At 44.9% G+C, this 26,227-nt stretch carries 18 protein-coding genes; 7 read left to right on the top strand and 11 right to left on the bottom strand.

Annotation, left to right across the window (positions count from 1 at the left end; translation table 11 throughout):
* Position 1 precedes the first annotated feature (1 nt).
* On the top strand, positions 2-3,157 hold the full coding sequence (locus ACZ5V1_RS09430; protein ID WP_464388624.1) for an efflux RND transporter permease subunit: 3,156 nt from the start codon (positions 2-4) through the stop codon (positions 3,155-3,157).
* On the opposite strand, the gene ACZ5V1_RS09425 is transcribed toward ACZ5V1_RS09430, so the two are convergent.
* The 3 genes from ACZ5V1_RS09425 to ACZ5V1_RS09415 all read right to left on the bottom strand — a co-directional run bounded on the left by ACZ5V1_RS09425 (position 3,158) and on the right by ACZ5V1_RS09415 (position 6,202).
* Positions 3,158-4,171: a zinc-binding alcohol dehydrogenase family protein gene (locus ACZ5V1_RS09425; protein WP_464388623.1), complete on the bottom strand. Its 1,014-nt coding sequence runs from the start codon at positions 4,169-4,171 to the stop codon at positions 3,158-3,160.
* A 496-nt stretch (positions 4,172-4,667) separates the two neighbouring features.
* Positions 4,668-5,621 (bottom strand): glycosyltransferase, encoded by a 954-nt coding sequence (locus tag ACZ5V1_RS09420; RefSeq protein ID WP_464388622.1) that lies wholly within the window; start codon positions 5,619-5,621, stop codon positions 4,668-4,670.
* Positions 5,622-5,638: 17 nt separating this feature from the next.
* Positions 5,639-6,202, bottom strand: a complete 564-nt coding sequence (locus tag ACZ5V1_RS09415) for an HD domain-containing protein (RefSeq protein WP_464388621.1) — start codon at positions 6,200-6,202, stop codon at positions 5,639-5,641.
* 215 nt (positions 6,203-6,417) lie between these two features.
* Between ACZ5V1_RS09415 and ACZ5V1_RS09410 the strand changes: the two genes are divergently transcribed.
* Both ACZ5V1_RS09410 and metG read left to right on the top strand, forming a co-directional pair.
* Positions 6,418-7,497, top strand: coding sequence for a PSP1 domain-containing protein (locus ACZ5V1_RS09410; protein WP_464388620.1), 1,080 nt, complete (start codon positions 6,418-6,420; stop codon positions 7,495-7,497).
* 182 nt (positions 7,498-7,679) lie between these two features.
* The gene (gene metG, locus ACZ5V1_RS09405; RefSeq protein WP_464388619.1) at positions 7,680-9,626 is read left to right on the top strand and encodes a methionine--tRNA ligase; all 1,947 of its coding nucleotides are present in this window, start codon (positions 7,680-7,682) and stop codon (positions 9,624-9,626) included.
* A 78-nt stretch (positions 9,627-9,704) separates the two neighbouring features.
* On the opposite strand, the gene proC is transcribed toward metG, so the two are convergent.
* From proC to hrpB, 8 genes are all read right to left on the bottom strand, one after another.
* On the bottom strand, positions 9,705-10,478 hold the full coding sequence (gene proC / locus ACZ5V1_RS09400) for a pyrroline-5-carboxylate reductase (protein ID WP_464388618.1): 774 nt from the start codon (positions 10,476-10,478) through the stop codon (positions 9,705-9,707).
* Between the two features lies 1 nt (position 10,479).
* A complete protein-coding gene (gene ndk, locus ACZ5V1_RS09395) occupies positions 10,480-10,899 on the bottom strand; it encodes a nucleoside-diphosphate kinase (protein WP_464388617.1) in 420 nt (139 codons plus the stop codon).
* Positions 10,900-10,990: 91 nt separating this feature from the next.
* Positions 10,991-12,187, bottom strand: coding sequence for a divergent polysaccharide deacetylase family protein (locus ACZ5V1_RS09390; protein ID WP_464388616.1), 1,197 nt, complete (start codon positions 12,185-12,187; stop codon positions 10,991-10,993).
* 120 nt (positions 12,188-12,307) lie between these two features.
* Complete coding sequence (locus ACZ5V1_RS09385) at positions 12,308-13,597, bottom strand: S41 family peptidase (protein WP_464388615.1); 1,290 nt, start codon at positions 13,595-13,597, stop codon at positions 12,308-12,310.
* Positions 13,598-13,630: 33 nt separating this feature from the next.
* Entirely contained in the window at positions 13,631-14,755 is a 1,125-nt protein-coding gene (locus ACZ5V1_RS09380) for a murein hydrolase activator EnvC family protein (RefSeq protein WP_464388614.1), read from the bottom strand.
* 492 nt (positions 14,756-15,247) lie between these two features.
* Positions 15,248-15,898 carry an endonuclease III domain-containing protein gene (locus ACZ5V1_RS09375; RefSeq protein WP_464388613.1) on the bottom strand — a complete coding sequence of 217 codons (651 nt, stop codon included), beginning with the start codon at positions 15,896-15,898 and terminating at the stop codon, positions 15,248-15,250.
* An 830-nt stretch (positions 15,899-16,728) separates the two neighbouring features.
* Positions 16,729-17,580, bottom strand: coding sequence for an AraC family transcriptional regulator (locus tag ACZ5V1_RS09370; protein WP_464388612.1), 852 nt, complete (start codon positions 17,578-17,580; stop codon positions 16,729-16,731).
* Between the two features lie 242 nt (positions 17,581-17,822).
* Positions 17,823-20,285: an ATP-dependent helicase HrpB gene (gene hrpB, locus ACZ5V1_RS09365; RefSeq protein ID WP_464388611.1), complete on the bottom strand. Its 2,463-nt coding sequence runs from the start codon at positions 20,283-20,285 to the stop codon at positions 17,823-17,825.
* Between the two features lie 632 nt (positions 20,286-20,917).
* Here hrpB and ACZ5V1_RS09360 point away from each other — a divergent pair.
* The 4 genes from ACZ5V1_RS09360 (at position 20,918) to nuoF (ending at position 26,221) form a co-directional block, all read left to right on the top strand.
* Positions 20,918-22,717: a formate--tetrahydrofolate ligase gene (locus ACZ5V1_RS09360; RefSeq protein ID WP_464388610.1), complete on the top strand. Its 1,800-nt coding sequence runs from the start codon at positions 20,918-20,920 to the stop codon at positions 22,715-22,717.
* A gap of 85 nt (positions 22,718-22,802) precedes the next feature.
* Complete coding sequence (folD, locus tag ACZ5V1_RS09355; protein WP_464386828.1) at positions 22,803-23,693, top strand: bifunctional methylenetetrahydrofolate dehydrogenase/methenyltetrahydrofolate cyclohydrolase FolD; 891 nt, start codon at positions 22,803-22,805, stop codon at positions 23,691-23,693.
* 187 nt (positions 23,694-23,880) lie between these two features.
* Positions 23,881-24,363, top strand: coding sequence for an NADH-quinone oxidoreductase subunit NuoE family protein (locus ACZ5V1_RS09350; protein ID WP_464388609.1), 483 nt, complete (start codon positions 23,881-23,883; stop codon positions 24,361-24,363).
* 10 nt (positions 24,364-24,373) lie between these two features.
* Positions 24,374-26,221 (top strand): NADH-quinone oxidoreductase subunit NuoF, encoded by a 1,848-nt coding sequence (gene nuoF / locus ACZ5V1_RS09345; protein ID WP_464388608.1) that lies wholly within the window; start codon positions 24,374-24,376, stop codon positions 26,219-26,221.
* The last annotated feature ends 6 nt before the right edge of the window (positions 26,222-26,227 follow it).

Below are 26,227 nucleotides of genomic sequence, written 5' to 3'. Positions count from 1 at the left end.
TATGCGTTCTGTAATTGCATTTACTCTTAATCAGAAGGTGCTGGTTAATCTGGCCTTTTTAGTACTTATGATTCTTGGCGTCATAAGTATCCTTACCATTCCAGTGGACAGGATGCCGTATGTAAGAATGGGCAAAGTGCACATTAGTGCTTTTCTCCCCGGGGCATCACCGTCTGATGTTGAATCTCTTGTGACAAAAGAAATTGAGGATGCGCTCGATAGTCTGGAACAGGTTGAATATATCCGTTCCCGTTCATATCGCGAACGCAGCTCTATTCTTGTAAAATTTGTTGATGATTCAGACTACCAGAAACTGTATGACGAACTACGTTTCAAGGTCTTGTCCATTCAGAATGATTTACCCATGGATATGGACCCGCCTAAATTTACAGAAATCACTGTTGATGAATGGCTGCCAGCGCTGAACGTCATTCTAGTCGGTGAGAGATCAAACAGAGCGCTGAGTCTTATCGCTGAAGAATTGAAGAATGAGTTTGCTCGTATTTCGGGTGTAAAAGACGTTCGACTGAACGGTGAATATTCTCGTGAATTTCATATCGATTTGTCTCCAGCCAAAATGAATCGATACATGGTTACTCTGGAAGAGGTGCGTAAAGCACTATTGGATTCCAACGTTTCTATTCCGGCAGGTGATTTTGATACAGGAAAAACAGAATATATAGTTGTTGTGGATGAACGATTCAAGACTCAGGAAGATATCGAGAAAGTAATTCTGCGGAAAGACAATGAAGGTTCGTTTGTCCGTGTAGGCGATGTGATGACTAAGGCGGAGTACAGTTATCGCGACCCTCATGTCATTACTTCTGTTAACGGGAAAGATTGTATTACCATCGCGGTTATGAAGCAGAGCACGGGCAATGCTATCGATATTTGTAACGCCGTTGAAGAGATAGTAGAGAAACATACAGAGCGGCTTGCAGCGAGTAAAGTACAGCCCGTCATTACGCAGGATCAGCGTGTATTCATTGATGAATCTATGAATATTATGGGTTCCAACTTGCTCGTTGGTATTACGCTTGTAATGGTCATTATCTGGATAGTAATGGGGTTGCGAAATGCCGTCATTACGACTGTGGGTATACCGTTTTCTTTTCTTGTCACGATGATCTTTATGAAGGTGTCCGGCAACTCGCTTAACGAAATTACATTGTTCGCTTTTGTGCTTGTCGCCGGTATTATTGTTGATGACGCGATTGTAGTGATCGAAAATATCTACAGGCATATTCAACTGGGAGAGCCATTAAAGACAGCTGTTATCGATGGTGCGTCGGAGGTGGCTGTGCCTGTAATTTCAGCTACTTCTACCACTGTTGCGGCATTTTTACCTATGCTCATTATGTCCGGGTCGACAGGTGAGTTTTTTGCACAGATCCCGATCGCTGTCAGCTTTGCCATTGCAGCGTCCCTTATTGAGTGCCTGCTGATTCTTCCATTACATTTTTATGATTGGCCGGGAGTGGAGAAATTTGCTCACGGTTACACCCCGCCTGTTGATCAACCGTTTTTAATCAAATTTAAAGATGGTGCTGTCGCGATACTGCGCATCTTCATGAAACATCGTACAAAGAGTATCTGCGCAGTTTTTGTAGCGTTCTTAGGCGCATTGTTTATTTTCGGAGTTTCTGTTTCCGGCACACTTCCGCTTCTTCGTATTAAGTTTTTTCCGGATAACTACAATATTTTTTATGTAAATGTAGAGGCTCCGGCAGGTACATCTCTTCAGGAAGTTTCTCGCAGGTTGAAAGAGATGACGGTCCATATCGATTCCAAAGGAAAAAATGTTGTTCGAGCGGCCACTGCTTTTGCCGGTTTCTATGTGAATGAAGATTATGAACAGGTTTACGGCTCAAACTACGGCACGGTTAATGTTGAGCTGCCTGATGTTAACACCCGTATCTTTGCAGATTATCCGAGGAATGACCCCATTGCACACTTGGATACAATGCGAAAAGAGCTGACAGAATATGCCCATAAACATTGGGGTAAGCAATGGGTGATACGGGTACGAGCTGAGTCTGATGGACCACCGACGGGGAAAGATTTGACTATTCGTATTATGGGGGTTGATACCGTTAAGGTTGATATGCTTACCCGTGATATTTTGAATTACATGAAAAAGAATGAAGAATATTCCGAGTACTTGGTGGATTTACGACCTGACACGGGATATCCGAATAGAATCGTGCGGTTTGTGCCGGATGAAATGCGAGTTTCGCAGTACGAGTTGACGCCAAGGGTTGTTGCCAGAATGGCAGGTTCTATTTTGGATGGTTCCCTTGTGGGTGAATTCAGGGCAGATGATGAAGATATTGATTTGCGAATGCGGGTGGATGAACGATTCTTACGTGCGCCGGAAGATGCATTGAGCATCCCTGTTATTGAAGAAGATATGGGATCTATTCGTCTTGGTGATCTTGTAACAATACAAACGTACACAGAGCCGGGGCAGTTCAATAGATTTCAGGGAGAGAGGGCTATTACGCTTTCTGCCAATTTGAAACCGGATTCCCCTTATTCACCACCGTACATTGTGAACAATGTGGTGGAATACTATTCGACGATTCGGACAAAATATACCGGAGCAACGCTTAACTTTGCGGGTGAATATGAATCTACGCAGAAATCATACTCGTCTCTCATGTTTGCATTTTTAATTGCATTACTCATTATCTATATGATCTTGGCAACACAGTTTAATTCATATGTGCAACCGCTTATCATTCTATCTGCTGTAGTGTTTGCTTTTATTGGTGTTGTTTATGGCGTATTTCTTACCCGAACGTTATTCACCATTAACAGCTTTATTGCGACTATCGGGGTAACTGGGGTTGTAGTTAACGACTCACTAGTGCTTATTGCCTTTCTCAATAATTTGAGCAGGGGTGGAATGCACAGGGATGAGGCTGTGTACGAAGGTGTGCGAATGCGTCTGCGCCCTATCTTGTTGACCACTCTTACGACAACCTTAGGGTTGTTGCCGATGGCTATCGGTATCCCGTATTACTCTCTTAACTGGGGACCAATGGCGTCTACCTTTGTAACGGGGCTATGCACCGCCACCTTGCTTACACTCTTCATTGTTCCTGTTTTGTGGCATCTCTTTATGGGATTGCAGGAACGTCTGTCAAAAACATAACTATGGTGAAATGATGATTGCCTGTTTGCCAACCATAGTGTTCGACTCTTGTCGTATGTGGGCTTTTTGAACGTTTCTGACGGTCAAACCGTAGAGCGTTTCAGTCAGCGGTGATCTTATTTTTCCAGAGTCGATAAGTTGAGCAATTTTGGTGAGTGTGAAGCCTTGCATTTGTATGTCTGATGTTTCGTACATGGTGCGAACCAGTGCAAATTCCCAACATATTCGTGCAGATTTTGTTTTGAATAAACGAAGGTCCAGTGGGCCATCAGGGTCATCAATAAGTGCAATTGCTCCCTGCGGTTCGATTAACTCTGCCATTGCTCCCCAATGTGCACTGAGGTGTGTTGTGCAGAATATCGAATCTACCCACTGCATGCCGAGCGCGCGAACCTGATCAACAATATCTCCATGATGGGTGATGACGAAATCTGCACCCATGTCTTTGCACCAGTCCACAGTTTCTTCACGGGATGCTGTTGCTATGACAGTAAGTCCCACCCATTTTGCAAGTTGGATCGCCATTGATCCTACACCACCGGCACCTCCGATTATGAGGATGGTCTTTCCTGTGTTGGCGTATCCTGCGGCGATATAGCCAAGGCGAGTGAATAGGGCATCGTATGCTGTAAATGTTACCACAGGGAGTACGGCGGCTTCAGCGTATGAGGAAATTCTTGGGGTAAGGGCGGCAGTGCGCGCGTCTGCCAGTTGATATTGGGCAAAGGAACCGAGATATTTGCTTTGCCCCATGAAGTAGACATGGTCACCTTTTGCAAATCTTGTAACTTCTTCCCCTGTATCAACGATAACTCCATTCGTGTCGTGTCCCAGAACAACGTGAGTTGAACTTGGAGTACGCATTCGGACTTTTGTATCAACTGGGTTAATGGAAGTTGCTAAAACCTTTACAAGAATCTCTTGTCCTTTTGGGTGTGGGATAGTTCCCAGTTTTTCTGAGAATGTATCGTCCCTAACGGCATCACCGCCGCCGCGCGCTAATATCTGAAGCATAATATACCGCCTGTAGCAAAATTTCTGGTAACTCTGTTGGTATTCTAGCAGTAAATTCTTAGAGGATTCTAGTGCAATCTTGAAAGAATACAGAGTCTAGTCATGCTCAGATTATTTTGAGGACGATTGGGTGTGCTTAGTGCGTAAAAAGCTCGAGAATATGTTTGTGCAGATACGCTGAATCGTAACTTTATGCAGATTGATTATTTTGAGCACAAAAATCCTAGTGAGCCGAGTGAATAAAGTAAGCCTAATGAGCAGTATAATTCTGGTAAGCAATGTAATCTTGAAGAGCAGTGTAAGCCTGACGAGTGAAGTGGCCAAAGGAGTGAAGTAGCCAGACGGGTGAAGTAAACTGACGAGTGATGTAAGCTGACGGACAAAGTCATTTTGCAGGGTAGAGTAAGTCTATCTAGTTGGGATAATGTAATGATCAAAAAAAAAGGGATGCACAATACGTGCATCCCTTTTTAGGTGAGCTGATAGTCTTACAGAATTATTCTGTAGGAAATTGGCTTCCGAGTTGGGTAGAGAGAATCGCTTTTGCAGATTCACAGACAACAGTGCAAGCGTAGCCACGTTTGTCTTTTGTTCCGACTCCCGGAATGAGGTACGCAACGTACCGAACGGAGAACACGAGCATATCCATGCCGCCAAAAAAGAGTGCGGTAAAAGGACAGTAGTGTTTCCAGAAGTACATCTGCTCGCTGCGTGTACGTGCTTTAATTGCTGCTGAACCGTTAAGGGCGTAATCAGCACATTCACACTGCAAGGAGAATTTATCGAGAACGCGCGCAGTAGCCTGCGGCACGTAGTAGATTGCATAGGATGGGTTAAGTGATTTTACAATACGGCGGCAGAAATCTGCATCAGCAAGACCGGCGTAAAAACGCTCATCAAGCTGGCCGAGTTTTGTAATAATGTCACGTCGGACAGCAGCAAAGGTGAAAGGAACAAAGTTCACAGTCATTGGCTGGTCGGCATCTCGAGTTTTAGAACAGGTGCAACCGAACATGCGCTTAAAGTTAGCAACAATACCCGGAAGACGATCAACGGTTTTCAGGCCGAGGTTGTCTGCACCAACTACTTTACCTCCAGCGATAGCGCAGGAAGCGTTAGTAGCAAATTGATCCATAAGGCGGCGAACGGAGCCCGCAAGTACTTCAACCTTAGGATCGATGAAAACAATAAGGTCGCCAGTTGCGCGTGCTACAGCCTGATTGGCTGCTGCTGCATAGCCCTTATCGTCAGAGTTCTGGATAAGCTCAATCTCTGGGAGAGCTGTTTTTGCTATAGTGCCGCAGTCATCAGCAGATGCGTTATCTACAACGATAATCTCTGCGTCAAATTTAGATGCGGTTTGGTTTTCAATAGTCTGCTTAATTGAATCGAGACAGCGCCCGATAAATTTACTGGTGTTATTTGTTACAATAACAAAAGAAAGTTTCATGATTATGAATCCTTATGCTATGCACGTTTAGCTAATCCTACGGAGTCAGCTATGGGAGTTATGGATTCAACCGCCAGTTGGAAAAACTGACCTAAATCCAAGTCCAGTTTCTCGCACTCTTTAATTCGGTCACGACTGACAGACGCAGCAAATGCTTTGTCTTTCATTTTCTTTTTTAAGCTTTTAGGTGTCATGCCTTCCATGCCGTTAGGTCGAACAAGCGCATTCGTGGCAATAAGGCCGGTAACTGTTTCAGCACAGCGAAGTGCCAGATCAAGTTTTGTAGTGGGTTCGTGGTTCGTGTGTTCCGAATTATGGGCGAGAATAGCATTCAGTGCTATTTCTGGAAGCTTTCCTTCGAGTAGTTCTACAGATTGCTTACCATGTTCTTCAGGTGTGTCCTTTGTGCTCGGAAAATCAAGATCGTGTAGCAAACCGGTTAGCGACCAGAGCTCTTCGTCTTCACCAAAATGCCTTGCCAGTCCAGTCATAACTGCCTCAGTTTGCATGGCATGGTGAATCAAATGTGGCTCAGGTTTTTGTGAGTCCAGTAGTTGAAAAGCGCTTTCACGATCAATCATTTTTATTCTCCTGAAATACATTTACAAAATCATGCGAACGTATTTTTCATAAACATGAATGCGCCAGAACACAACCATATATTCGATTTGTTGACACGAGCGTCAATAAAGCCGAAAAGAAAATGTTCTTTCAATAAATAAATGCTGATGACCATTATGGCTCAGCATACAACATATACGTGCTGCTGTGGCAGCAGTGCGAAGAGTGGATCGCCATGTCATCAATAGCTGGTGTTAAGTTCCGAGAATATGGGAACATATACTATTTTGAAATAAAAGATCTTGAAGTCTCTATGGGGGACTGGGTCGTTGTTGATCAGGGACAGGGACTTGGTGAAGTCGTTGTTCTACGAGACGATGTACCGGCAGATGCAGAAAGTGATGAGCTTAAACAAGTAAACAGACTTGCGGAAAACGAAGATCTTACACGTCATCAGGAAAATGAAGGGCTTTCTCGAGAAGCATTTCAGTACTGCTTAGATTGTGTGCGTGAACGTAAGCTTGATATGAAGCTCGTTGATGTTGAAGTATTTTTCGACCGTAGCAAAATCATTTTCTACTTCACTGCGCCTAACCGTATAGATTTTAGAGAACTTGTAAAAGATCTCGTTAAAAATTATCGCACACGCATCGAACTGCGTCAGATTGGTGTACGCCATGAGACACAGATGGTCGGTGCGGTTGGTAACTGCGGCATGGTTTGTTGTTGCCGCAGATTTTTACGTAAATTTGCTCCAGTAACCATTAAGATGGCGAAAGAGCAGAACCTGTTTCTCAACCCTGCCAAAATTTCCGGCATTTGCGGAAGACTGCTTTGCTGCCTTTCTTACGAACAGCAGAACTACGAAGAGTTTCACCGCGCATGTCCTAAGCTTGGTAAAAAGTACTTTACTGAGGATGGTTCCGTTAAAGTGCTGCGTGCGAACATGTTCCGTAACAGCGTTTCATTGCTCTCTGAGTTTAATGAAGAAATGGAAGTAACCCTCGAAGAGTGGGCAGAAATGAAAGCAACACGTCCGGATCAGGCATTGCAAGATGCTGCCCGTGCTGCTGCTAAAAAAGCTGCTGAAGATGCTGCCCGCGAAGAGCAGGAAGCAATAGAAGCAGAGGAAGAAGAAGCACGCCGCGTAGAAGTTGAAAAAGAACTTGAAGAGCGTGCAGAAGCTGAAGGCGTTGATGTGGATACCCTGCGTGAGCAGCTCGTCCGCAAGCCGGGCGTAAAGAGTGCTGATCCTATGAAACGCACTAGCCGCGGTAAACGCAAACGTAAGCGCAAGCCTAAATCTGACGAATAATCGTTGGGATTAAAGATTGAATATATCGTTGAAAAAAGACTTCATTGCTTTACCGTAATGAGGTCTTTCTCAACGAAAATTATAGAATGAGTGTTTGCTGTATACAGCTGTGTGTACAGCCAGAAAATAAAATAAAGAATCCAGCGTCCGTTACCAGCGGGCGAAGCCGTCGGGAGATTCTCTTGGAACGCTTTTTTATCACGACTCCAATTTACTATGTGAATGCTAAGCCGCATCTTGGACACGCCTATACTACGATCATTGCTGATACAATGAAACGTTTCCAGCAGATGATGGGTAAAGAAACCTTCTTCCTTACCGGCACAGATGAGCATGGCGACAAGATTGTTCAAGCTGCTGAAAAGAACGAATGTTCTCCGCAGGAATACGTTGATCAGATCAGCCAGCTCTTTAAAGATCTCTGGCCTGAGCTTGGTATTTGCAATGATCATTTTGTTCGCACAACAGATGCTGCCCATAAAAAAGTAGTGCAGGACGTATTACAGAAAGTATACGATACCGGCGACATCTACTTTGGTGAATATGGCGGACATTACTGTTACGGCTGTGAGCGTTTCTACACAGAAAAAGAATTAGAAGACGGTCTGTGCCCACAGCACCAGACTAAGCCTGAATACATTGCAGAGAAGAACTACTTCTTTAAAATGTCAAAATATCAGGAATGGTTGAAGAAGCACATTCAGGATAATCCTGATTTCATTCGTCCAGAACGCTACCGTAAAGAAGTGCTTTCTTTACTCGACAGTGGTGAACTGGAAGACTTGTGTATCTCCCGTCCTAAATCTCGTCTTGAGTGGGGCGTAGAACTTCCGTTTGATAACAACTTTGTTACCTACGTATGGTTTGATGCACTGCTTAACTACGTTTCTGCTCTTGATTACCCTGACGGAGAGAATTTTAAAAAGTTCTGGCCTAGCGTGCAGCACATTGTTGCTAAAGATATTCTTAAACCACACGCAATCTTTTGGCCGACTATGCTGAAAGCAGCTGGTTTTGAGCCGTACAACAACCTTAACGTTCACGGTTACTGGCTTGTGAACGATACCAAGATGTCAAAATCTATCGGTAACGTTGTTGCTCCGCTTGATATGGCTAAAAAGTACGGTAACGATACGTTCCGTTTCTTCCTGCTGCGTGACATGCACTTTGGTAACGATGCAAGCTTCTCCGAAGAATCTCTTGCACTGCGCCAGAATGCAGAGCTTGCCAACGACCTTGGTAACCTCTTCAGCCGCGTACTTTCCATGGTTAAAAAATACTTTGGTGGCGTTGTTCCACAGCCTGCTGAGTACACAGAAGCTGATATGGAATTGCGTGATTTAGCGTCTAATTCCTGCAAAAACTTTCAGCAGCTGTTTGATAACGTACGTTTCTCTTACGGTATTGAGTCCCTTTGGGAACTCGTTCGTGCGTTGAACAAGTACGTAGATTCCAGTCAGCCTTGGGCTCTTGCAAAAGAAGGCGACACAGCTCGTCTTGGTACCGTAATGTACACCATGCTTGAATGCATGCGTAAAGTTGCTGTACACCTGTGGCCTGTAATGCCTGAATCTGCTGAAAAACTTGTTGCGCAGCTTGGTCTTGAATTTGACCCGCTGACTGCAAATCTGCCAGCAGAAGTAGACTCATGGGGCACACTGCCTGTTGGTATCGAAATCGCTCCGGGCTCTAACTTGTTCCCGCGTGTTGATGTCGACAAGCTTCGTAAAGAAATTGAAGAAGCTGCTAAGACTGCAAAGCAGGCAGAAAAAGCTGAAAAAACATCCGTGCAGGAAGTTGCAGCTCCTATCGAGTTTGATGACTTCGCTAAAGTTGACTTGCGTATCGGTAAGGTTCTTGTTGTAGAAGATCACCCTAAAGCGGATCGTTTGTTCCGTTGTGAAGTTGATCTCGGCGAAGAAAAACCGCGTCAGATTCTTGCAGGACTGAAAGAACACTTCACAGCAGAAGATCTTCTTGGTCGTCAGGTTGTCGTTGTGGCAAACCTGAAGCCTCGTAAGATTCGTGGTCTTGAGTCTCACGGCATGATGCTTGCGCTCAAAACTGCTGACGGTATGGAAATGCTTACCGCTTCGGGTGAAGTTCTCGCAGGAACCAAAGCCTCTTAAGTAAAAATAATTATTCTATAGAATTTGAGCATAAAAAAAGGCGCACCATTATGGTGCGCCTTTTACTTTTGCAGCGAATTACTTACTCATTTCAACGCCACGATCTTGGGCTTTGAAAATAGAATCGATAATATTTCCGCGGATGGCAGTTCGGTCCATATGGTTCACAGCGGCGATGGTAACACCAGCTGGTGAGCAGACCATTTCGCGAAGCACAGATAAGTGATGATCAGACTCGTCCGCAAGCTTTGTCGTGCCTTTGAAGAGGTTGATCGCCATTTCGGTAGCATCGTTTCTATGGAAACCAACGCTGACGGCAGCTTCTGTCACGGCTTCAATAAAGTAGAGCACGTAAGCAGGACCACAACCGGCGATAGCAGTGAATGCATTGAATTTAGATTCAGGCAATACCATAACCTGACCGAGCTGTTTGAACATGGTCTGAATGGCTGTCTGTTGCACCTCTGTAAGGGACGGGTCTTCAAAGCAGAAGGCAAAGATGCCTTCGCCTACCATTGCTGGTGTATTCGGCATGCAGCGAATTACAGGGCAGTTTCCGCCGCTGTGTTTTTTAAGGGTTTCCATGGAAACACCTGCTGCAATAGAAATGATGACCTTGTCCTTAGTGAGTGCTGGCTGGATATCTTCGAGCACTGTTTCGACATAGTCGGGCTTAACCGCAAGCAAGATAAAATCAGCCTGCTGGGCAAGTTCGATATTAGAGTCGCATGCTGTGCACGGAACATTACCACTTGGATCATATCCAATAAGGGAAATGTTCTTTTGGGACTCAAGACCGCTTAAAATAGCGGAACCCATATTACCGCAACCGATACAGCCGAACGTATTCATGTTAGCCAGTGATCTCCAGATTATTAAAGAAGTAATTAATCTCGTACTGAGCTGTTTCAGGAGCATCGGAGCCATGAACTGAGTTGGCTTCAATGTTTTCTGCAAACTCTTTACGGATGGTACCCTCTGCAGCATCTGCAGGGTTGGTAGCACCCATAATAGTACGATAGGTTTCAATTGCGTTTTCGCCTTCAAGAATAGAGCAGACAACAGGACCTGATGTCATGAATTCAATAAGGCTTTGGAAGAAAGGACGTTCCTTATGAACGTTATAGAACCCTTCCGCCTGTTCTTTTGTCATGCGAATTTTCTTCATAGCAACCACATTAAGGCCTGCACCTTGGATGTGCGCAAGGATTTTGCCTTCGAGGTTGCGTCCAGTTGCATCTGGTTTGATGATAGAAAAAGTTCTCTGAATCATTGCCAATGATCCTCCAAATAGAAAGGTAATTGAAGGATACAACTGTCGAGATTTATGTATGTGGTATCCGACTTCCGTTGTATCAAGCCCGCTAGAAGTCCAGAAGCTCCGACAACTTGACAACCGCAACCCTTCCATTGCGCTGTTTTTCCCACTCTTGCAGCGCTAACAAGGTGGTGGGATACGGGTGCCCGATTGCAATGGCGGTACCTTTAGCCAATGCAATGCGTTCAGCTTTTTTCAGCTGGTGTAAAGTGCTCTGAACTTCCTTCACATTATCGATGAAAACATTTCTCCTGAAGGCAATTAGCCCTTGCCTTTTCGCCTCATTGAAAAACACTGATTTTGCATGAGTCATACTGTCCAGAACAAAGAACCCACTTTCCTTTGCTTCCAGTGCAACCTCTCGTACTGCTTCACGGTTCTGTGTGAACTTAGATCCCATGTGGTTGTTTAGCCCAACAGCCCCGGGAACAAGTTTGAAATTAGCACGGAGAGTAGCTCGAATGTCTTCAGATGTCATATCAACGTACACGGCGCCAGGTCCCGGCTTAGCATCAGCAGACATCGGCTCCATTGGCTGATGAATGATGATCTCGCGGGAGAAAGCATTAGCTACTTCTGCAATCTCTTTTGCATACGACGAACGAGGCCATATGGCGAAGGTTACAGGATAGTCTAAGCTTGCAAGCGAATGTGCTGCCGAAATGCTTTCACCAAGGTCATCTATCACAATAGTTAGATGGCCGCCAATATCCAATGTTGCAGGGATCTTATTGGGATCCACTGTGCCATCGGTTTGGTTAAACTTAAGCAGATGTGTTTCCACATCGTTAAAGGTTACGCGGTACATGCTGCCGGAAAGTTTGGTCAAATTTGCCTTGTCTGACCATTGAACCAGCGCCGTTGCAATCGGCGTAACGAGTTCGTCAGCATTATACTTTGAGTTAATGCGTAACTGTTGGAAGTGAAATGTCTCATCGCCGAACCGCTGCTGTTCGATAGCTATAAGCTCAATGCCGGAGGTAGAAACCTTTGCGTCTTGCAATGCCCGTAATATGGCATAGTCAATACGCTTAACGCCTTCTTCCATCGGGGCATCAAGTCTTTCTTCATACGGCAAGGATGCTGCGCTCACAGGAGCGCGCATTTCTGCCACAGGTTCAATGTTCTTTTTATCAGGGGCACTGGTGAGTACGTAAAAAAGAGCGACCAAGGTGATACAGCAAATAACCGCAAGTGCATAGTAAGGCCAGCGCGGCGGCTGGTTCTGTCGCGAGTCAGACATCTAAGCTCCCTAAAGGAAAATTCAAATACCCAAAACTCATACATCAGAGTCGATCGATTTAAAAGATGCAAAAAAAGGGGAGAGCACGGTTTGTGCTCTCCCCTTAGGAATGTAGGTATCTTAGTGTAAGCTTTTAATACGCGGGAGCGTTTCAACAAGATCCATAGCAAGTCTGAGCTGGTTGTCTTTATCAAGACGTTCCTGCACAGCTTTATCTCGTTTGAAGGCAGATTTCTTTTTGTCCTTGTCGACTTTTTCGAGATGACCGTTAAGATCTTTTTCGCGTGGAGCATTAAGGAACTTAATAGGGTCTTTTTCTTCTTTTGCAGGGATTTCAAATGGAACCAGAAGGTCTGGCTCAATCCCTTTAGCCTGAATAGAGGTGCCGTTCGGGGTATAGTAACGGGCAATGGTAAGCTTGATAGCACTACCATCGTTCAGCGGGATAATGTTCTGTACAGAACCTTTACCAAAACTTGGTTCACCAATAATCAGTGCACGGTTATGGTCACGCAGTGCGCCGGCAACAATTTCAGAAGCAGAAGCAGAACCGGCGTTAATAAGCACAACCATAGGAGCTGTGATGTCCGCAGATTGTTTAGCAGCATCAAAGTTACGGGATTCATTTCCTTTACCTTTGATGGAAACTACAGTGCCCCCCTGAAGGAAGATATCTGCAATTTTAATGGACTGATCGAGCAGGCCGCCAGGGTTGTTACGTAAATCGAGAACAACGCCTTTAATTTTGTGTTTCTTTTTGTAAGCAGTAAGTTTTTCTTTAAGCTCGTCGGTTGTGTTCTCAGAGAAACGGCTGAGGCGAATCCATACAATTCCGTCATCAAGTTCACGCACTTTTGCGCTGATGAGCGGGATGGAGTCACGAACGATTTCTACTTCGCGAGGAGCTTTTGCTTTTTTAGAGAGAATGGTTAGCTTAACTTTGCTGCCTTTTTCGCCTTTGATACGTGAAACGGATTCGCGCAGACCTAAGTCCTGAGTGAGGCTGCCGTTTACTTCAAGAATTAAATCACCGGCAGCTAGGCCGGCTTTATCAGCAGGAGTATCTTCAATAGGTGTTACCACTCGGAGAACACCTGATTCATCTTGCGTGATTTCTACGCCGATGCCGAAGAATTCACCAGTGGTGGATTCCTGCATGCTTTTGTATTCTTCCTGATCCATGAAAGTGGAGTGCGGGTCGAGAGACTGGAGCATGCCGTCAATGGCACCGTTAATGAGGTCTGTTCTTGGAACGTCCTGTACATAATAGCGTTCAACAAGATCCAGAATCTGGCTAAATCGCTTGAGAGACTCAAACTTGCTTTGTGCATCGGTTGCCATGCCGGGAATAGAAGAGAAAGCAAGTAAAGCTGTAGTCATGATGGCGACTAACCACATAGTAATGCGCATTATCAAAGATCCTCCAGATGTTGATCTTTATTTTTAATCCAGTGCTGAGAGCCACGTCTCTGGATTAATTGCTTTTTGATGAAAGCGCAATTCGAAATACACTCCTGTCCCATCTACTGCGGGGTAGAAGCCTGCATTGCCGATCATCTGTTTTTGTTTAATGATATCGCCGACTTTGAGCATACTGTCGGCGAGAAATGCATACAGTGAAAAATACTCTTCACCGTGCATCACAATAACAACTCGTCCGAATCCTCGTAAGACATCGTTGTGCACAACTTTGCCACTGGAAACGGCCTTAATTTTGCTGCCTTTTTGTAGAGCAAGTCCGATACCGCGAACGGGGGGCTTATTCCTAGGTTTGAACCGCTTGGCGATAACGCCATGGGCAGGCCAGGGCAGAACACCTTTGAGAAGAGGAAAGTTTGCACCCGCCTTGCCCTTCTCTTCAAGTTTATAGTTCAGCGTTTCAATAATTGAGAGAACATTACGCAGTGATGATTCTGCTGAGGCTCGCTGTTTGCTGACTTCTTTAAGTTGTTTACGGTGGCGTAGCTTCTGTTGCAAAAGTTGATCTTTCTTTTTGTTAACTTCTGCAAGTTGTCGCTTTGCCTTGGCAGAAAGAGCAGACTGTTTTGTTGCAAGTAGCTTTAATTTGGCTTCTTGCTCCAAGAGTGAGCGCTGTTTTTTTTCTACCTTCGTGTACAGTGTCGAGGTCCATGTATAGCGTCTGTCCAGCTCATCCCAGTTGTCTACTGCGTTGCTGGTAAGCACTCGGCTATTAATGTACAACGGCCATAACTTTTTAACCAATGATATCAATTCTTTTTGTGCTAATTTATTCTTGGTATTCAGCTTGTTATATTCAAGTGCCAAGGTTTTATTCTTCGTGGCAAGCTCAAGGTATTTTTTTTCTTGAGCGCCGATTGTGCGGGTAAGTTTGGCTGCGATTGCTTCTTCCTGAGTGAGCGTGCGCTGTAAACGCTGTGCTTTTCGTTTCAGCGTTGTGAGCTTTTTCTTTTTACTCTCAGCCTGCCGTTTTTCCTGTTTCAACTTTTTGGTGATAGATGCTGCATCTTCAGCAAAAGCAGTGGGGCATGTTGTTACAAAGGACAACATGATGAGCATGAGGAGTATGTACAGGAAATTCTTTTTCATTTGATGCCTTCGGCGAGGGGCTTTGCCCTTTACCCGTCGGGACGTCCTCGAACTTGAACGAGGGAAAATATTCTTAGGGCACTATAAGGTCTTTTACCCGTATAGCAATTAATTACGCTTCAGGGTGTTATTTAGTCTTTTATTCTAGACTGCTGTGTATGATAGACTTGTTACGTGTGCATCAACTTACAGTTTTGATGCTTTTTTTTTACGTCGAACGGCTGGCTGAGAAATTATGCAGCGGTATGCATAAGCAAACGTTAAGCTCGAAGTCTGGCAAGATGTACATCGATGTTAGGGGCTTTCGCGTAACACCGGTCAGGCATAGAGAATGCTACGAGTCCTACGAATATTGTTCGTGTGGGGCGTAGCAATAATGCTGAATTGCTTTATCTGCTCTTTCGTATCTGTTTTTGAAGCAGAATGCAAAAGTGCAAGAGTCCACCTCTCAAAGTCATACGCTTTGGGGGGCTTTTTAAGGGGAACTGCTCTCTATTCCAAAAAATTACGCAAAGGGCATGTCTCGCATCGTGCTTCTTTTTTTAGACACCATTCCTTTGCGATGCGAACTATAAAGGCATGGTATTCGTTAAAGAGGGCAACATCATGTGGTAATACATCCATGAAGAAATCACGAAGGTCGTCGTAATAAATATCCTCTTCAATTAAGCTGTGGCGATTGAAAATACGTCTTGTGTAGGCATCAACAACAAAAGATGGACGATGAAAAGCATAGAGTAAAATAGAGTCTGCTGTTTCTTGCCCTATGCCGTTAACCGCGAGCAACTCCGAGCGTAATTCATCAAGCGACAAATGATCAACTGCCGAGAATTCAAAGTCCGCAATGTCCTTAAACCAACGGAGCAGGTTTTGTAGTCGTTTTGCTTTTAGGTTGTAGTAACCGGCTGGGCGTATAAGTGCTGCCAGTTCATCTTGTGCTAAGTCAAGCATTGACTGTGGTGTGAGTAGATTCTGTTGCTTCAGGGTATGGATAGCCTTTTCGACATTCTTCCAATTTGTATTCTGTGTAAGAACCGCACCAACCATCACTTCAAATGTGCTGTCAGCAGACCACCAGTTACTGTTCCCGAGTTCGTTTTGGATAGCTGTAAACATATCCATAAGTAATTTTTCACGATTCATAATGTTAATAACTGTACGCCGATAGGCACATGCTGGCAAGAAACTGCTGGTACATTGTATTCTTTGTACAACATAAGTGTGTTTTAAAAAGGTAGCCACGCTGTAGGATGTCGTAATTAATAAAATGATGGTTATATGACCCTGGAAGATTTTATGTAGAGAGATGGTAAGGTTAGGATTACAAATAGGTACAATTGAGTTGTGTGCACAATGGAAAATATATACGCAAAAAGTATATGTTGTTTGTTATAATGTGTTTGCATTGTGAGATTTAAAGTAAAAAAAAATATTAATGCTTTCATAAGAGGGGTATTGTGCACACTCTAAAGATCATTTTGTAATGTATAGTGTCTGTAATGTATGGTTAAGAGATTATGATTTACTCAGATAGCTATCTAACGTGCTATGTACTTGTGCAACATACTTGTTCAGTATAGATTTTTTTTGTTGTTTCATAATCATATTGTCTATTGACATAGTGAAAATCGATGTTTACAAAGTTATTAAAGTTTCTGCAAATGTAGAAACGAAAAGTTGAATTTGGCAGCTGAGGCATATCATTACGCCTATTGATGCTTCAGCGTGTAATTCTTCCCTACACTTTATATGCACCCCATATAACTTAAGAGCGTCCTGTTTACTACAGGACGCTCTTTTGCGTTTGAGGTGTTTTGAGAAAATACTATGCTGCTATGTACGATAGATAAGCCATAAAAGCTTCATGATAGGCGGCTTTTGTAATAAACCTGTTGTTTTTAATTTCTAAACATCAGTAGTTGTAAATAAAATAACAAGTAATTGCTTAACTAATATAGAGTTAGTTAGAGCGATTACTGTAACGCAATGCGAATTTCTGTCAGTAACTCATCAACTGGTGTTTTATCGATGTCATTAAGATAAACCTGAATAGATGGGGCTTCCAGCAGTTCTTCACCTGATTGAGGTAGCCATTCACCTAGTAACGCTGCATAGGTGATGTAGAGCGTTTCATAAGAGCCTTTATGAGTAACTGTGACGTAGCGACCACCCGTAATTTCTTTTTTGTCTGCACCTTCTGCCACCGTAAAAGATTCCGGTATGACCATACATGCATCATAGCGGCATTTTTCAGCAGGTGTCGTTTTAGGATCGTCATAGCAGAGTCCTAAAAATTCTGGCGGATTTTCAAACAAACCTTGTCTTCCAGCCCAACTACATAATTCTTCGTGTACTTTTCCGCAGCCTTGGTAGTCGCCGACATACCTCAAACATGCAACATGTATTGTAGGTATAGTGCGTACTTCTACGGTTAAGCCGTGTTCCTTTAATAGGCTATGTTTGGTGCTCATGAGGGTTTCTCCTGATATAAATTCATGTTCCGGCGAACACTTCCTATAATATTTGGGAGTGTAGCCACACCAACGTTTGAATGCACGGGTGAACGCCTCCTGCGAGCCGTATTCAGCCTGTAGGGCGATATCGATGATCTGCCTGTTGCTGTACAGTAACGCATTCGCTGCGCGTTGCATTTTCAATCGACGCTGATACTCCGCAACTCCTTCCCCCACGAGGCCTCTGAATACATGATGGAAGTGATGCGGTGCATACATGCTTTTTTCTGCCAGCATAACTAAGGATACTGGTTCGTCTAAATGCTGCTCTATATAATGTAGGGCGCAACGGATGCGATCGTGTGCATTCATGTCAATGTCTCCATGAAAGATATCTTGCCTGAACTCCGAATCATTTTCTTGATCGTTTTTGCTAAGTTTACGTTGCAATTTCCAAGAAGAAAGCTCTCGATCTTGTTTGCGTGGAGATTAAGCCGCAATTGGGATCAGAAAATAAATACGACCACGAATAATGGGGGTGCAGGGGGATCATCTCCCTGCCCGCCGGAGGCAAGAAAACCAAAAAAAACTCAAAAAAGTGACGAGTTGAATTCTTATTTATTCTTTAACGCTCTGTTTGTTTTGCGTGTTGGTTCTGCGGTGAGTGGATTTTCAGGCCACGGATGCTTTGGGTATCGCCCGCGCATTTCCGACCGTACCGAGGTGTATCCGTTTCCCCAAAAAGATATGAGGTCGCGCGTAACTTGTAGTGGTCTTCCGGCAGGAGATAACAGGTGTATAGTTAATGGTAGTTGTCCTCCTGCTATGGTGGGCGTTTGCGTTGCCCCAAACATTTCTTGAAGTTTTACAGGAAGGGTTGGTGCAGTTGGCTCACTGTAATCTATTCGGATGGTTGAACCGGACGGGACGGTGAAATGGGTAGGAGCCAATTTTTGTAATGCTATTTGTTGTGCCCATTCTAATGATGCGAGCAGGATAGTTTCGAGATCAAGTTTGCGCAGATCTGATGCTTTGCGCATCCCTGTAAGGTATGGGGCAAGCCATGTTTCGAGGGTGTTGAGAAGCGACTTTTTAGACACATCTGGCCATTCATATGGATTTGTTGCGGAATTGTGCAGCTGAGGGTGCGCATGCATGAATGTGAGACGTTCGCGCAGGCGTAGGGCATCTGCAGTCCATGGCAATGAGGACAAGCCAAGGCTTCTAACCCCTTCGAGCATTGCAGCAAGAATTTGTTCCTGTGATGCCGTTGCTGATGGTTGTTGCACAAGAATGAGTTGGCCCAGTTGTTCTGTTTGCAAGCTCGCAACTGAGGCGGTTTTCCTGTCCCACGTTACGATATGTTGCGTACGGATTTGTTCGTGGAAGAGTGTTTCTATCTCAATAATATCTATGGGGGCACAACGCCATATACGACTGGTGGCATGTGCATCATTTAATTCAGCAACAACGATGAATGGTGTGGAGGCGAGTGGGCTGTCTTCTGTCAGTTGCGCTTTTCGTCCGTTGGTAAGTTTGTATTCAGTACGACTGCCAGCGTGCAGTTTTCCTATGCGGTCTGGATAGGCAAGAGCAAGGCAGGCTCCGGTTGTGTCTGAGTCTATCCTTTCTGTTGCAGGAATCTTCAAGAGTTTGCAAAGATGCTTGGAAGTTTTTTCGATCGCAGGGTTGAATGCGGCCTGTTCTACTAGATGGCGCAAGTCCGAGCCTTGTGCTCTTTCAGAAAGAATAGCGGCAAGGGTGCACGCGGTATAACCATAGCCGTTGTTTTTAGCTGTGACGATCATATGTGCAAGTCGTGGATGTAACGGCAGTGCTGCGATAGCTTTGCCATGATCCGTAATGGAAAAATCTGTGTTGAGTGCTCCAAGCTGCTGTAGGAGCGTGAGTGCTTGGCTGTAGCTGCTAGCTGGTGGAGTATCCAACCAAGCGAGAGCGTGGACACCATTTTCACCGTAGGCACCCCATTGGGCTAGCTCAAGGGCAAGTGGTGCCAAGTCTGTTTCTTTGATTTCCGGTGATGCGAATGCACGGAATGAATTCTCCTGCACTTCTGACCATAAGCGATAACATACACCACTTTCTAAACGACCGGCACGTCCGGTTCGTTGGGTAGCAGCCGCAATGGAAACAGGTTCTGTGATGAGCCTGTTCATTCCGGTTGCAGGTGAAAAACGTGAGGAACGCGATAAACCGCTGTCGATAACTATACGGATTCCCTCAATGGTCAGGGAAGTTTCTGCAATGGAAGTAGCGAGAACTATTTTTTTGCGTCCTGTTTTTGCTGGAAGAATGGCTGCGTCTTGCTGTTTCTGTGGCAGATTCCCGTATAGCGGTGCGATGTCCACATCTTGCGGTAAAGTGGATTTGAGCATGTCTGCAACGCGGGTTATTTCTCCGGTACCGGGAAGGAAAACGAGAATGCTACCTTCATCGTTTGTCATGGAGTACTGGACGGTTTTGACCACGTGGTTGAGGAGAGCGGGGATGTTTTGATCAACACGCGTGGCAAGAGCTTGTGGTATGGGCACATGTTTGATGGTAACAGGGTAGCTTCTTCCCTCACTGCTGATAACAGGACAGTTGTTGAGCAGTGCGGAAATTTCTTGTGTGTCGAGCGTTGCGGACATGACAAGAATTCGCAGGTCATCGCGCAGAGCTTCCTGAATTTCGATTGCCAGTGCCAAGCCTAAATCGGCATGAAGGCTTCTTTCGTGGAATTCATCAAAAATGATGCTCGAATATGCGGAAAGTTCAGGATCATTTTGGATGATCCGCGTCAAAACTCCTTCTGTAACGACTTCAATTTTAGTCTCAAAAGATACTTTGGTGTCGTTTTTTATACGATATCCAATAGTTTTGCCTACTTGCTCACCAAGGGTGCTGGCAAGGCGCGCAGCAGCGTTGCGAGCCGCTAAACGTCTTGGTTCGAGCATAATAATTTTTTTTTCTGTCAGATGAATATTTTTTAGCAATGCGAGTGGAACTCGTGTGGTTTTACCTGCCCCGGGAGGCGCGTGAAGCACGGCATTCGGGGATTCTGTAAGAGTCGACACGATTTCAGACAGGCTTGAATCGATGGGAAGTCGCGGTAATTTTTCAAAAAAGTTTGTGTGCATAAACAGTAAGTAGGTGTGTTTTATGTGAATAAAGTAACATGCATTCTATACCGGAGAAAGCCTCGCAACGTAAGAGAATATGCGGTTGAAGAAAATAAAAAAAGCAATCTGAAAATTTCTTTTTGCAGGCTTGCGTCATTTTAGCGCTCAATTTTTTAGTTTTCTGCAAAAAATTCTACGCATATTGACGTAAATGCAAAAGTGTGTGTATGGCTCATTGAACTACTTAGCTATATGCACAAAGTTTGCGGGATGAACAGAATGATGAAAGTTTAGTAAAATAGACTTTTATCTAAGATAGGTAGCCAAACTGGGAAGGCCACTTTTCTTTCTCCTCGCATCGAGCTGCATAACGTTTCGTACGGCGGACTGATACAACGCTGCAAAACTAGGATTGTGTTAGTCTGTATGATTGGCTTGATGTACTACAATGCTCACACAGAATGCTTTTTTCTTTGATTATGAAATGGGCGCTTGATTCGGATCCTCATGTTGAGACGCATAAATGTGGTGAAAATTCTTGTGTAGAGCAATACCTGTTCGTTTACCTTATAAGGGAGGGTGAAGAGATGGCCGCTGTGGAAACAGAACATAAGACCTTGGATCCAAAAAATCACGCTGACTGGGAAGTTGCTCAGGATGCTGAGAAACGGATGAAGACCATCTATGCGATTGCAGACGAGATGGGACTTTCTGAAAAGGAACTTCTTCCGTACGGACACTACATGGGTAAGATTGATTACCGTGCAGTACTTAAACGTCTCGAGAACAAACCTAACGGTAAGTATATTAACGTAACCGCTATCACTCCTACTCCGCTTGGTGAGGGCAAGTCCACAACGACTATCGGTCTTGTACAGGGACTTGGCAAGCGTGGTAAAAAATCTTCTGCTGCTATTCGCCAGCCTTCCGGCGGCCCTACCATGGGTGTTAAAGGCGGCGCAGCCGGTGGCGGGCGCTCTCAGTGCATTCCACTTACTCCTTTCTCCTTAGGCTTTACCGGCGATATTAACTCTATCATGAACGCTCATAACCTTGCGATGGTAGCTGTTACTTCACGTATGCAGCATGAGCGTAACTATGATGATGAGAAGCTGGAAAAACTCTCTGGCATGAAGCGTCTTGATGTTGATCCTAGCCGTGTTGAAATGGGTTGGGTTATCGACTTCTGCTGTCAGTCATTACGTAATATTATTATTGGTATTGATGGCGTAAATGGCGAGCGCGACGGCTACATGATGCGTTCTAAATTTGATATTGCTGTTTCTTCCGAAGTAATGGCAATTTTAGCAGTAGCTAAAGATCTTAAAGACCTCCGTGAACGTATGGCTAAAATTATCGTTGCATACGATAAAAAAGGTAAGCCTCTTACTACTAAAGATTTCGAAGTTGACGGCGCTATGACCGCATGGATTGTAGAAGCTGTTAACCCTAACCTTATCCAGACTCTGGAAGGACAGCCTGTTATCGTACACGCTGGTCCGTTTGCAAACATTGCAATCGGTCAGTCTTCCATTATCGCAGATCAGGTTGGTCTTAAACTTTCTGAATACCACGTAACAGAATCCGGCTTTGGTGCGGATATCGGCTACGAAAAATTCTGGAACTTGAAATGCCACTACTCAGGCCTCAAGCCTGATGCAGCGGTTGTTGTTGCTACTATCCGTGCACTTAAGTGTCACGGTGGTGCACCGGTACCTCTTCCAGGCAAACCGCTTCCTTCAGAATATGACGGCGAGAACGTTGAATGGGTAGAAAAAGGTTGTGCAAACCTTCTGCACCATATTGAAATTGTTAAAAAATCTGGCGTTTCTCCTGTTGTTTGTATCAACGCATTTGTTACCGATACTGATGCAGAAATTGCAAAAGTACGTGAGCTTTGTGAAGCAGCTGGCGCCCGTGTAGCACTTTCCCGTCATTGGGAACACGGCGGTGCCGGTGCTCTTGAACTTGCAGATGCAGTAATTGCAGCCTGTGAAGATGATACAGAGTTTACACCATTGTATACTTGGGATATGCCTGCACGCGAACGTATTGAGCGGGTAGCTACTGAAGTATACGGAGCAGATGGTGTTGATTATTCTGTTGAAGCACTTCGGAAGCTGAAGGCTATTGAAGCCGATCCAGCGTCAAGTGAGCTTGGTATGTGTATGGTAAAAACTCACTTGTCACTTTCCGATACTCCAGCAAAAAAAGGTGTTCCAACTGGTTGGCGTCTCACCATTCGCGATGTTCTTATCTTCGGTGGCGCAGGATTCTTTGTTCCGGTTGCAGGTGCTATTTCACTTATGCCGGGCACAGGTTCTAACCCATCATTTAGAAGAATTGATGTTGATCCTGATACCGGACAGGTAAAAGGGTTATTCTAGCAAGAAAAAGCGCGCGTGCGCTGTTTTGTCGGGCTCCGTTTTTAACGGAGCTCGCTTATATGCGCATTGCAAAAAGGAGCAGACGATGAGTGCTGAAATTATCAGTGGAACCGAGATGCGCGCAGCAATTCTTGAAGAACTGCGCGGAGAAGTAGCGGCTATTAAAGAAAAATACGATACCGTACCCGGTCTTGTGACAATTCTTGTCGGGGAAAATCCGGCTTCTATAAGCTATGTGACCCTTAAAGTGAAAACCGCACTCAGCCTTGGTTTTCACGAAATTCAGGATAACCAGCCTGAAGATATTACTGAAGATGAGCTGCTTTCGCTCATCGAGAAGTACAACAACGACTCTTCTATTCACGGCATCTTAGTTCAGTTGCCGCTTCCAAAGCATATTGATGAAGAAAAAGTCATCACTGCTATCAATCCAGATAAAGATGTTGACGGATTCCACCCTGTAAACCTCGGCCGTATGGTTCTTGGTGGCAGAGACGGCTTCCTTCCTTGTACCCCTGCGGGTATTCAGGAAATGATCGTGCGTTCCGGTACGGAAACAAGCGGTGCGGAAGTTGTTGTGGTTGGTCGCTCTAATATTGTAGGTAAGCCTATTTCCATTATGATGGGACAAAAAGGCGTGGGTGCCAACAGTACAGTGACCATGGTTCATACTCGTACAAAAGATCTAGAAGAGCACTGCAAACGTGCTGATATTCTTATCGTTGCTGCGGGTGTACCAAATCTTGTGAAACCGGAATGGATTAAGCCGGGCTCCACTGTAATCGACGTTGGTGTAAACCGCATTGGTACTGCACCATCCGGCAAAGCGCTGTTAAGCGGCGATGTTGAATTTGCTAAAGCAAAAGAAATTGCCGGTAAAATTACTCCAGTTCCCGGGGGCGTGGGTCCTATGACAATCGCAATGCTCATGAAAAGTACTGTCGCGTCTGCATGGCGTCACCTTGGGTCTTCGTAAGTCCCTTTGTCGATAGTATAGATTAGAGGTATCGATTGTTACGATAGTTTTAAGAGGCCGTTAACTTGAATGTATGTGAGTTAACGGCCTTTTGTCCTACTGATAGTATTGGATTAGATTAGTAGGAAATAGGGAAGCGGCATACACGCAGTGTTACAGACCGACGTTCAGTCTGTAAGGAGGAACAATGAGCTGCTGCAGTGAAGAAATTTCTCAAGAGATGTGGAAAGAGGTAGATGGCGTCATCGAACGCCATCGTGAAACTCCCGGAGCGCTGATTACAGTTCTTCGAGAGGCCCAAAATGTTGTGGGCTGGTTCCCGCAGGCGCTTATCGAATATATTGCAAAAGGGATGAATATTCCTTCAAGCGATGTGTTCGGTGTGGTTTCATTTTATTCCCTCTTTTCTCTTAAGCCTAAAGGGCGCAACTCCATTAAGGTTTGTACCGGTACAGCCTGCTATGTAAAAGGTGCGCGCGAAGTAATTGGTCGAATTTCCGGCGAGTATGGCATTGCGGAAGGCGAAACAACCGAAGATAGACGCTTTGATCTTGAAGGCGTCCGCTGTGTCGGCGCTTGTGGTCTGGCTCCTGCTATGGTTGTTGATGGGGATATCCATGGTGATGTGACCGCAGAGTCCGTTTTGAAAATTTTAGAAAAGTATTCTTAACGGAGAGTCTATGACACATGTAACTCCTCAAAAGCTTAAAGAGATGCAGCAGGAATATGCTGCTCGTATCTCCGAGCCGAATATTCGCCATCTTTTGATTTGCGGCGGTACAGGCTGCCATGCCACCGGCAGTTTGAAAGTGAAAGATGCGCTGCACGAAGAAATTGCAAAGCACGAGCTGGAAGATTCTGTTCGTATCGTCGAAACAGGTTGTAACGGTTTCTGTGCGCTTGGCCCGTTGATGGTTGTTCATCCTGATAATGTTTTTTATCAGAAAATGACCAGAGATGATGTTGCTGAAATCGTCAGCGAGCATCTTGTTAATCATAAGCCGATTGAACGCCTTATGTATAAAGATCCGCAGTCTAAAAAGCGGGTTCCACTTTTCTCCGATATTCCATTTTTTGCATTACAGAAGCCATGGACGCTACGCAATAAGGGAATCATTAATCCTGAATCCATCGATGACTATATTGGTCGCGAAGGGTATATCGGGCTTTCTAAAGTACTGCTGGAAATGCAGCCGTCTGACATTATTGATGAGATGAAAGCGGCCGGTATTCGTGGTCGTGGCGGTGCCGGTTTCCCGACTGGCATGAAATGGTCTTTTGCAGCACAGAACGACAGTGACATGAAATATGTACTCTGTAACGCGGACGAGGGTGACCCCGGCGCGTTTATGGACAGAAGTATTCTGGAAGCTGATCCTCATGCTGTGCTGGAAGGGATGACCATCGCTGCACGCGCGATTAATGCAACAGAAGGCTATATCTACTGTCGTTCAGAATATCCGCTTGCAATTAAACGTGTACAAATTGCCATTGATCAAGCTCGCGAAATGGGTTTGCTCGGTGAAAATATTATGGGCACGGGCTTCTCGTTTGACATCTTCATCTATCAGGGTGCCGGTGCGTTTGTGTGTGGTGAAGAAACCGCACTTATGCGCTCCATCGAAGGCAAACGTGGTATGCCTATTCCGCGTCCTCCATTTCCAGCCGCTCAGGGGCTATGGAAGAAACCTACCATTCTTAACAACGTAGAAACCCTTGCAAACGTCGCACAGATTATGGTTAACGGCGGCAAGTGGTATTCCTCCATTGGTACAGAGAACAGCAAGGGTACAAAAGTGTTCGCACTTTCCGGCGACGTAAACAATATCGGGCTGGTTGAAGTACCTATGGGCACTTCACTTCGTTCCATTGTGTACGATATTGGCGGCGGTATCCCTAAGAAACGTAAACTGAAAGCTGTGCAGCTTGGCGGTCCTTCCGGCGGGTGTATTCCAGAAGAGCATATGGATGTTGTTGTCGACTACGAAGAAATCGCTAAAGTTGGTGCCATCATGGGCTCCGGCGGTGTTATTGTAATGGATGACAAAACCTGCATGGTAGATATGGCTCGCTTCTTCCTTGAATTTATTCAGGAAGAGTCTTGCGGTAAATGTACCCCGTGTCGAGAGGGCACACGCAGGCAGTTGGAAATTCTGGAACGTATTTGCGAAGGGCATGGTAAGCCGGAAGATATTTCTCTGATTGAAGAGTTGTCTGAAATGATTACCGGTTCAGCGTTATGCGGACTGGGACAGACTGCTTCCAACCCTGTTCTTTCTGTTCTTCGTCATTTCCGTGAAGAATTTGAAGCGCATATTTTTGAAAAGAAATGTCCAGCCAAGCGTTGTCCGGCGCTAGTGGAATTCAAGGTAATTGATGAGCGTTGTAAAAAGTGCGGCAAATGTGCGTCTGTCTGTCCTGTCGGGGCAGTGGACTGGAAGAAAAAAGAAGTTGCAAAAATCAATACGGATTTGTGTGTGCAGTGTATGAGCTGTTACTCCGCATGTCCGTTTGATGCCATAGATTAGGCGGTG

The organism is Halodesulfovibrio oceani subsp. galateae, assembly GCF_055397225.1.
The sequence above is the reverse complement of the archived record's forward strand: the minus strand, read 5'-3'. Positions and strand labels throughout refer to the sequence as shown.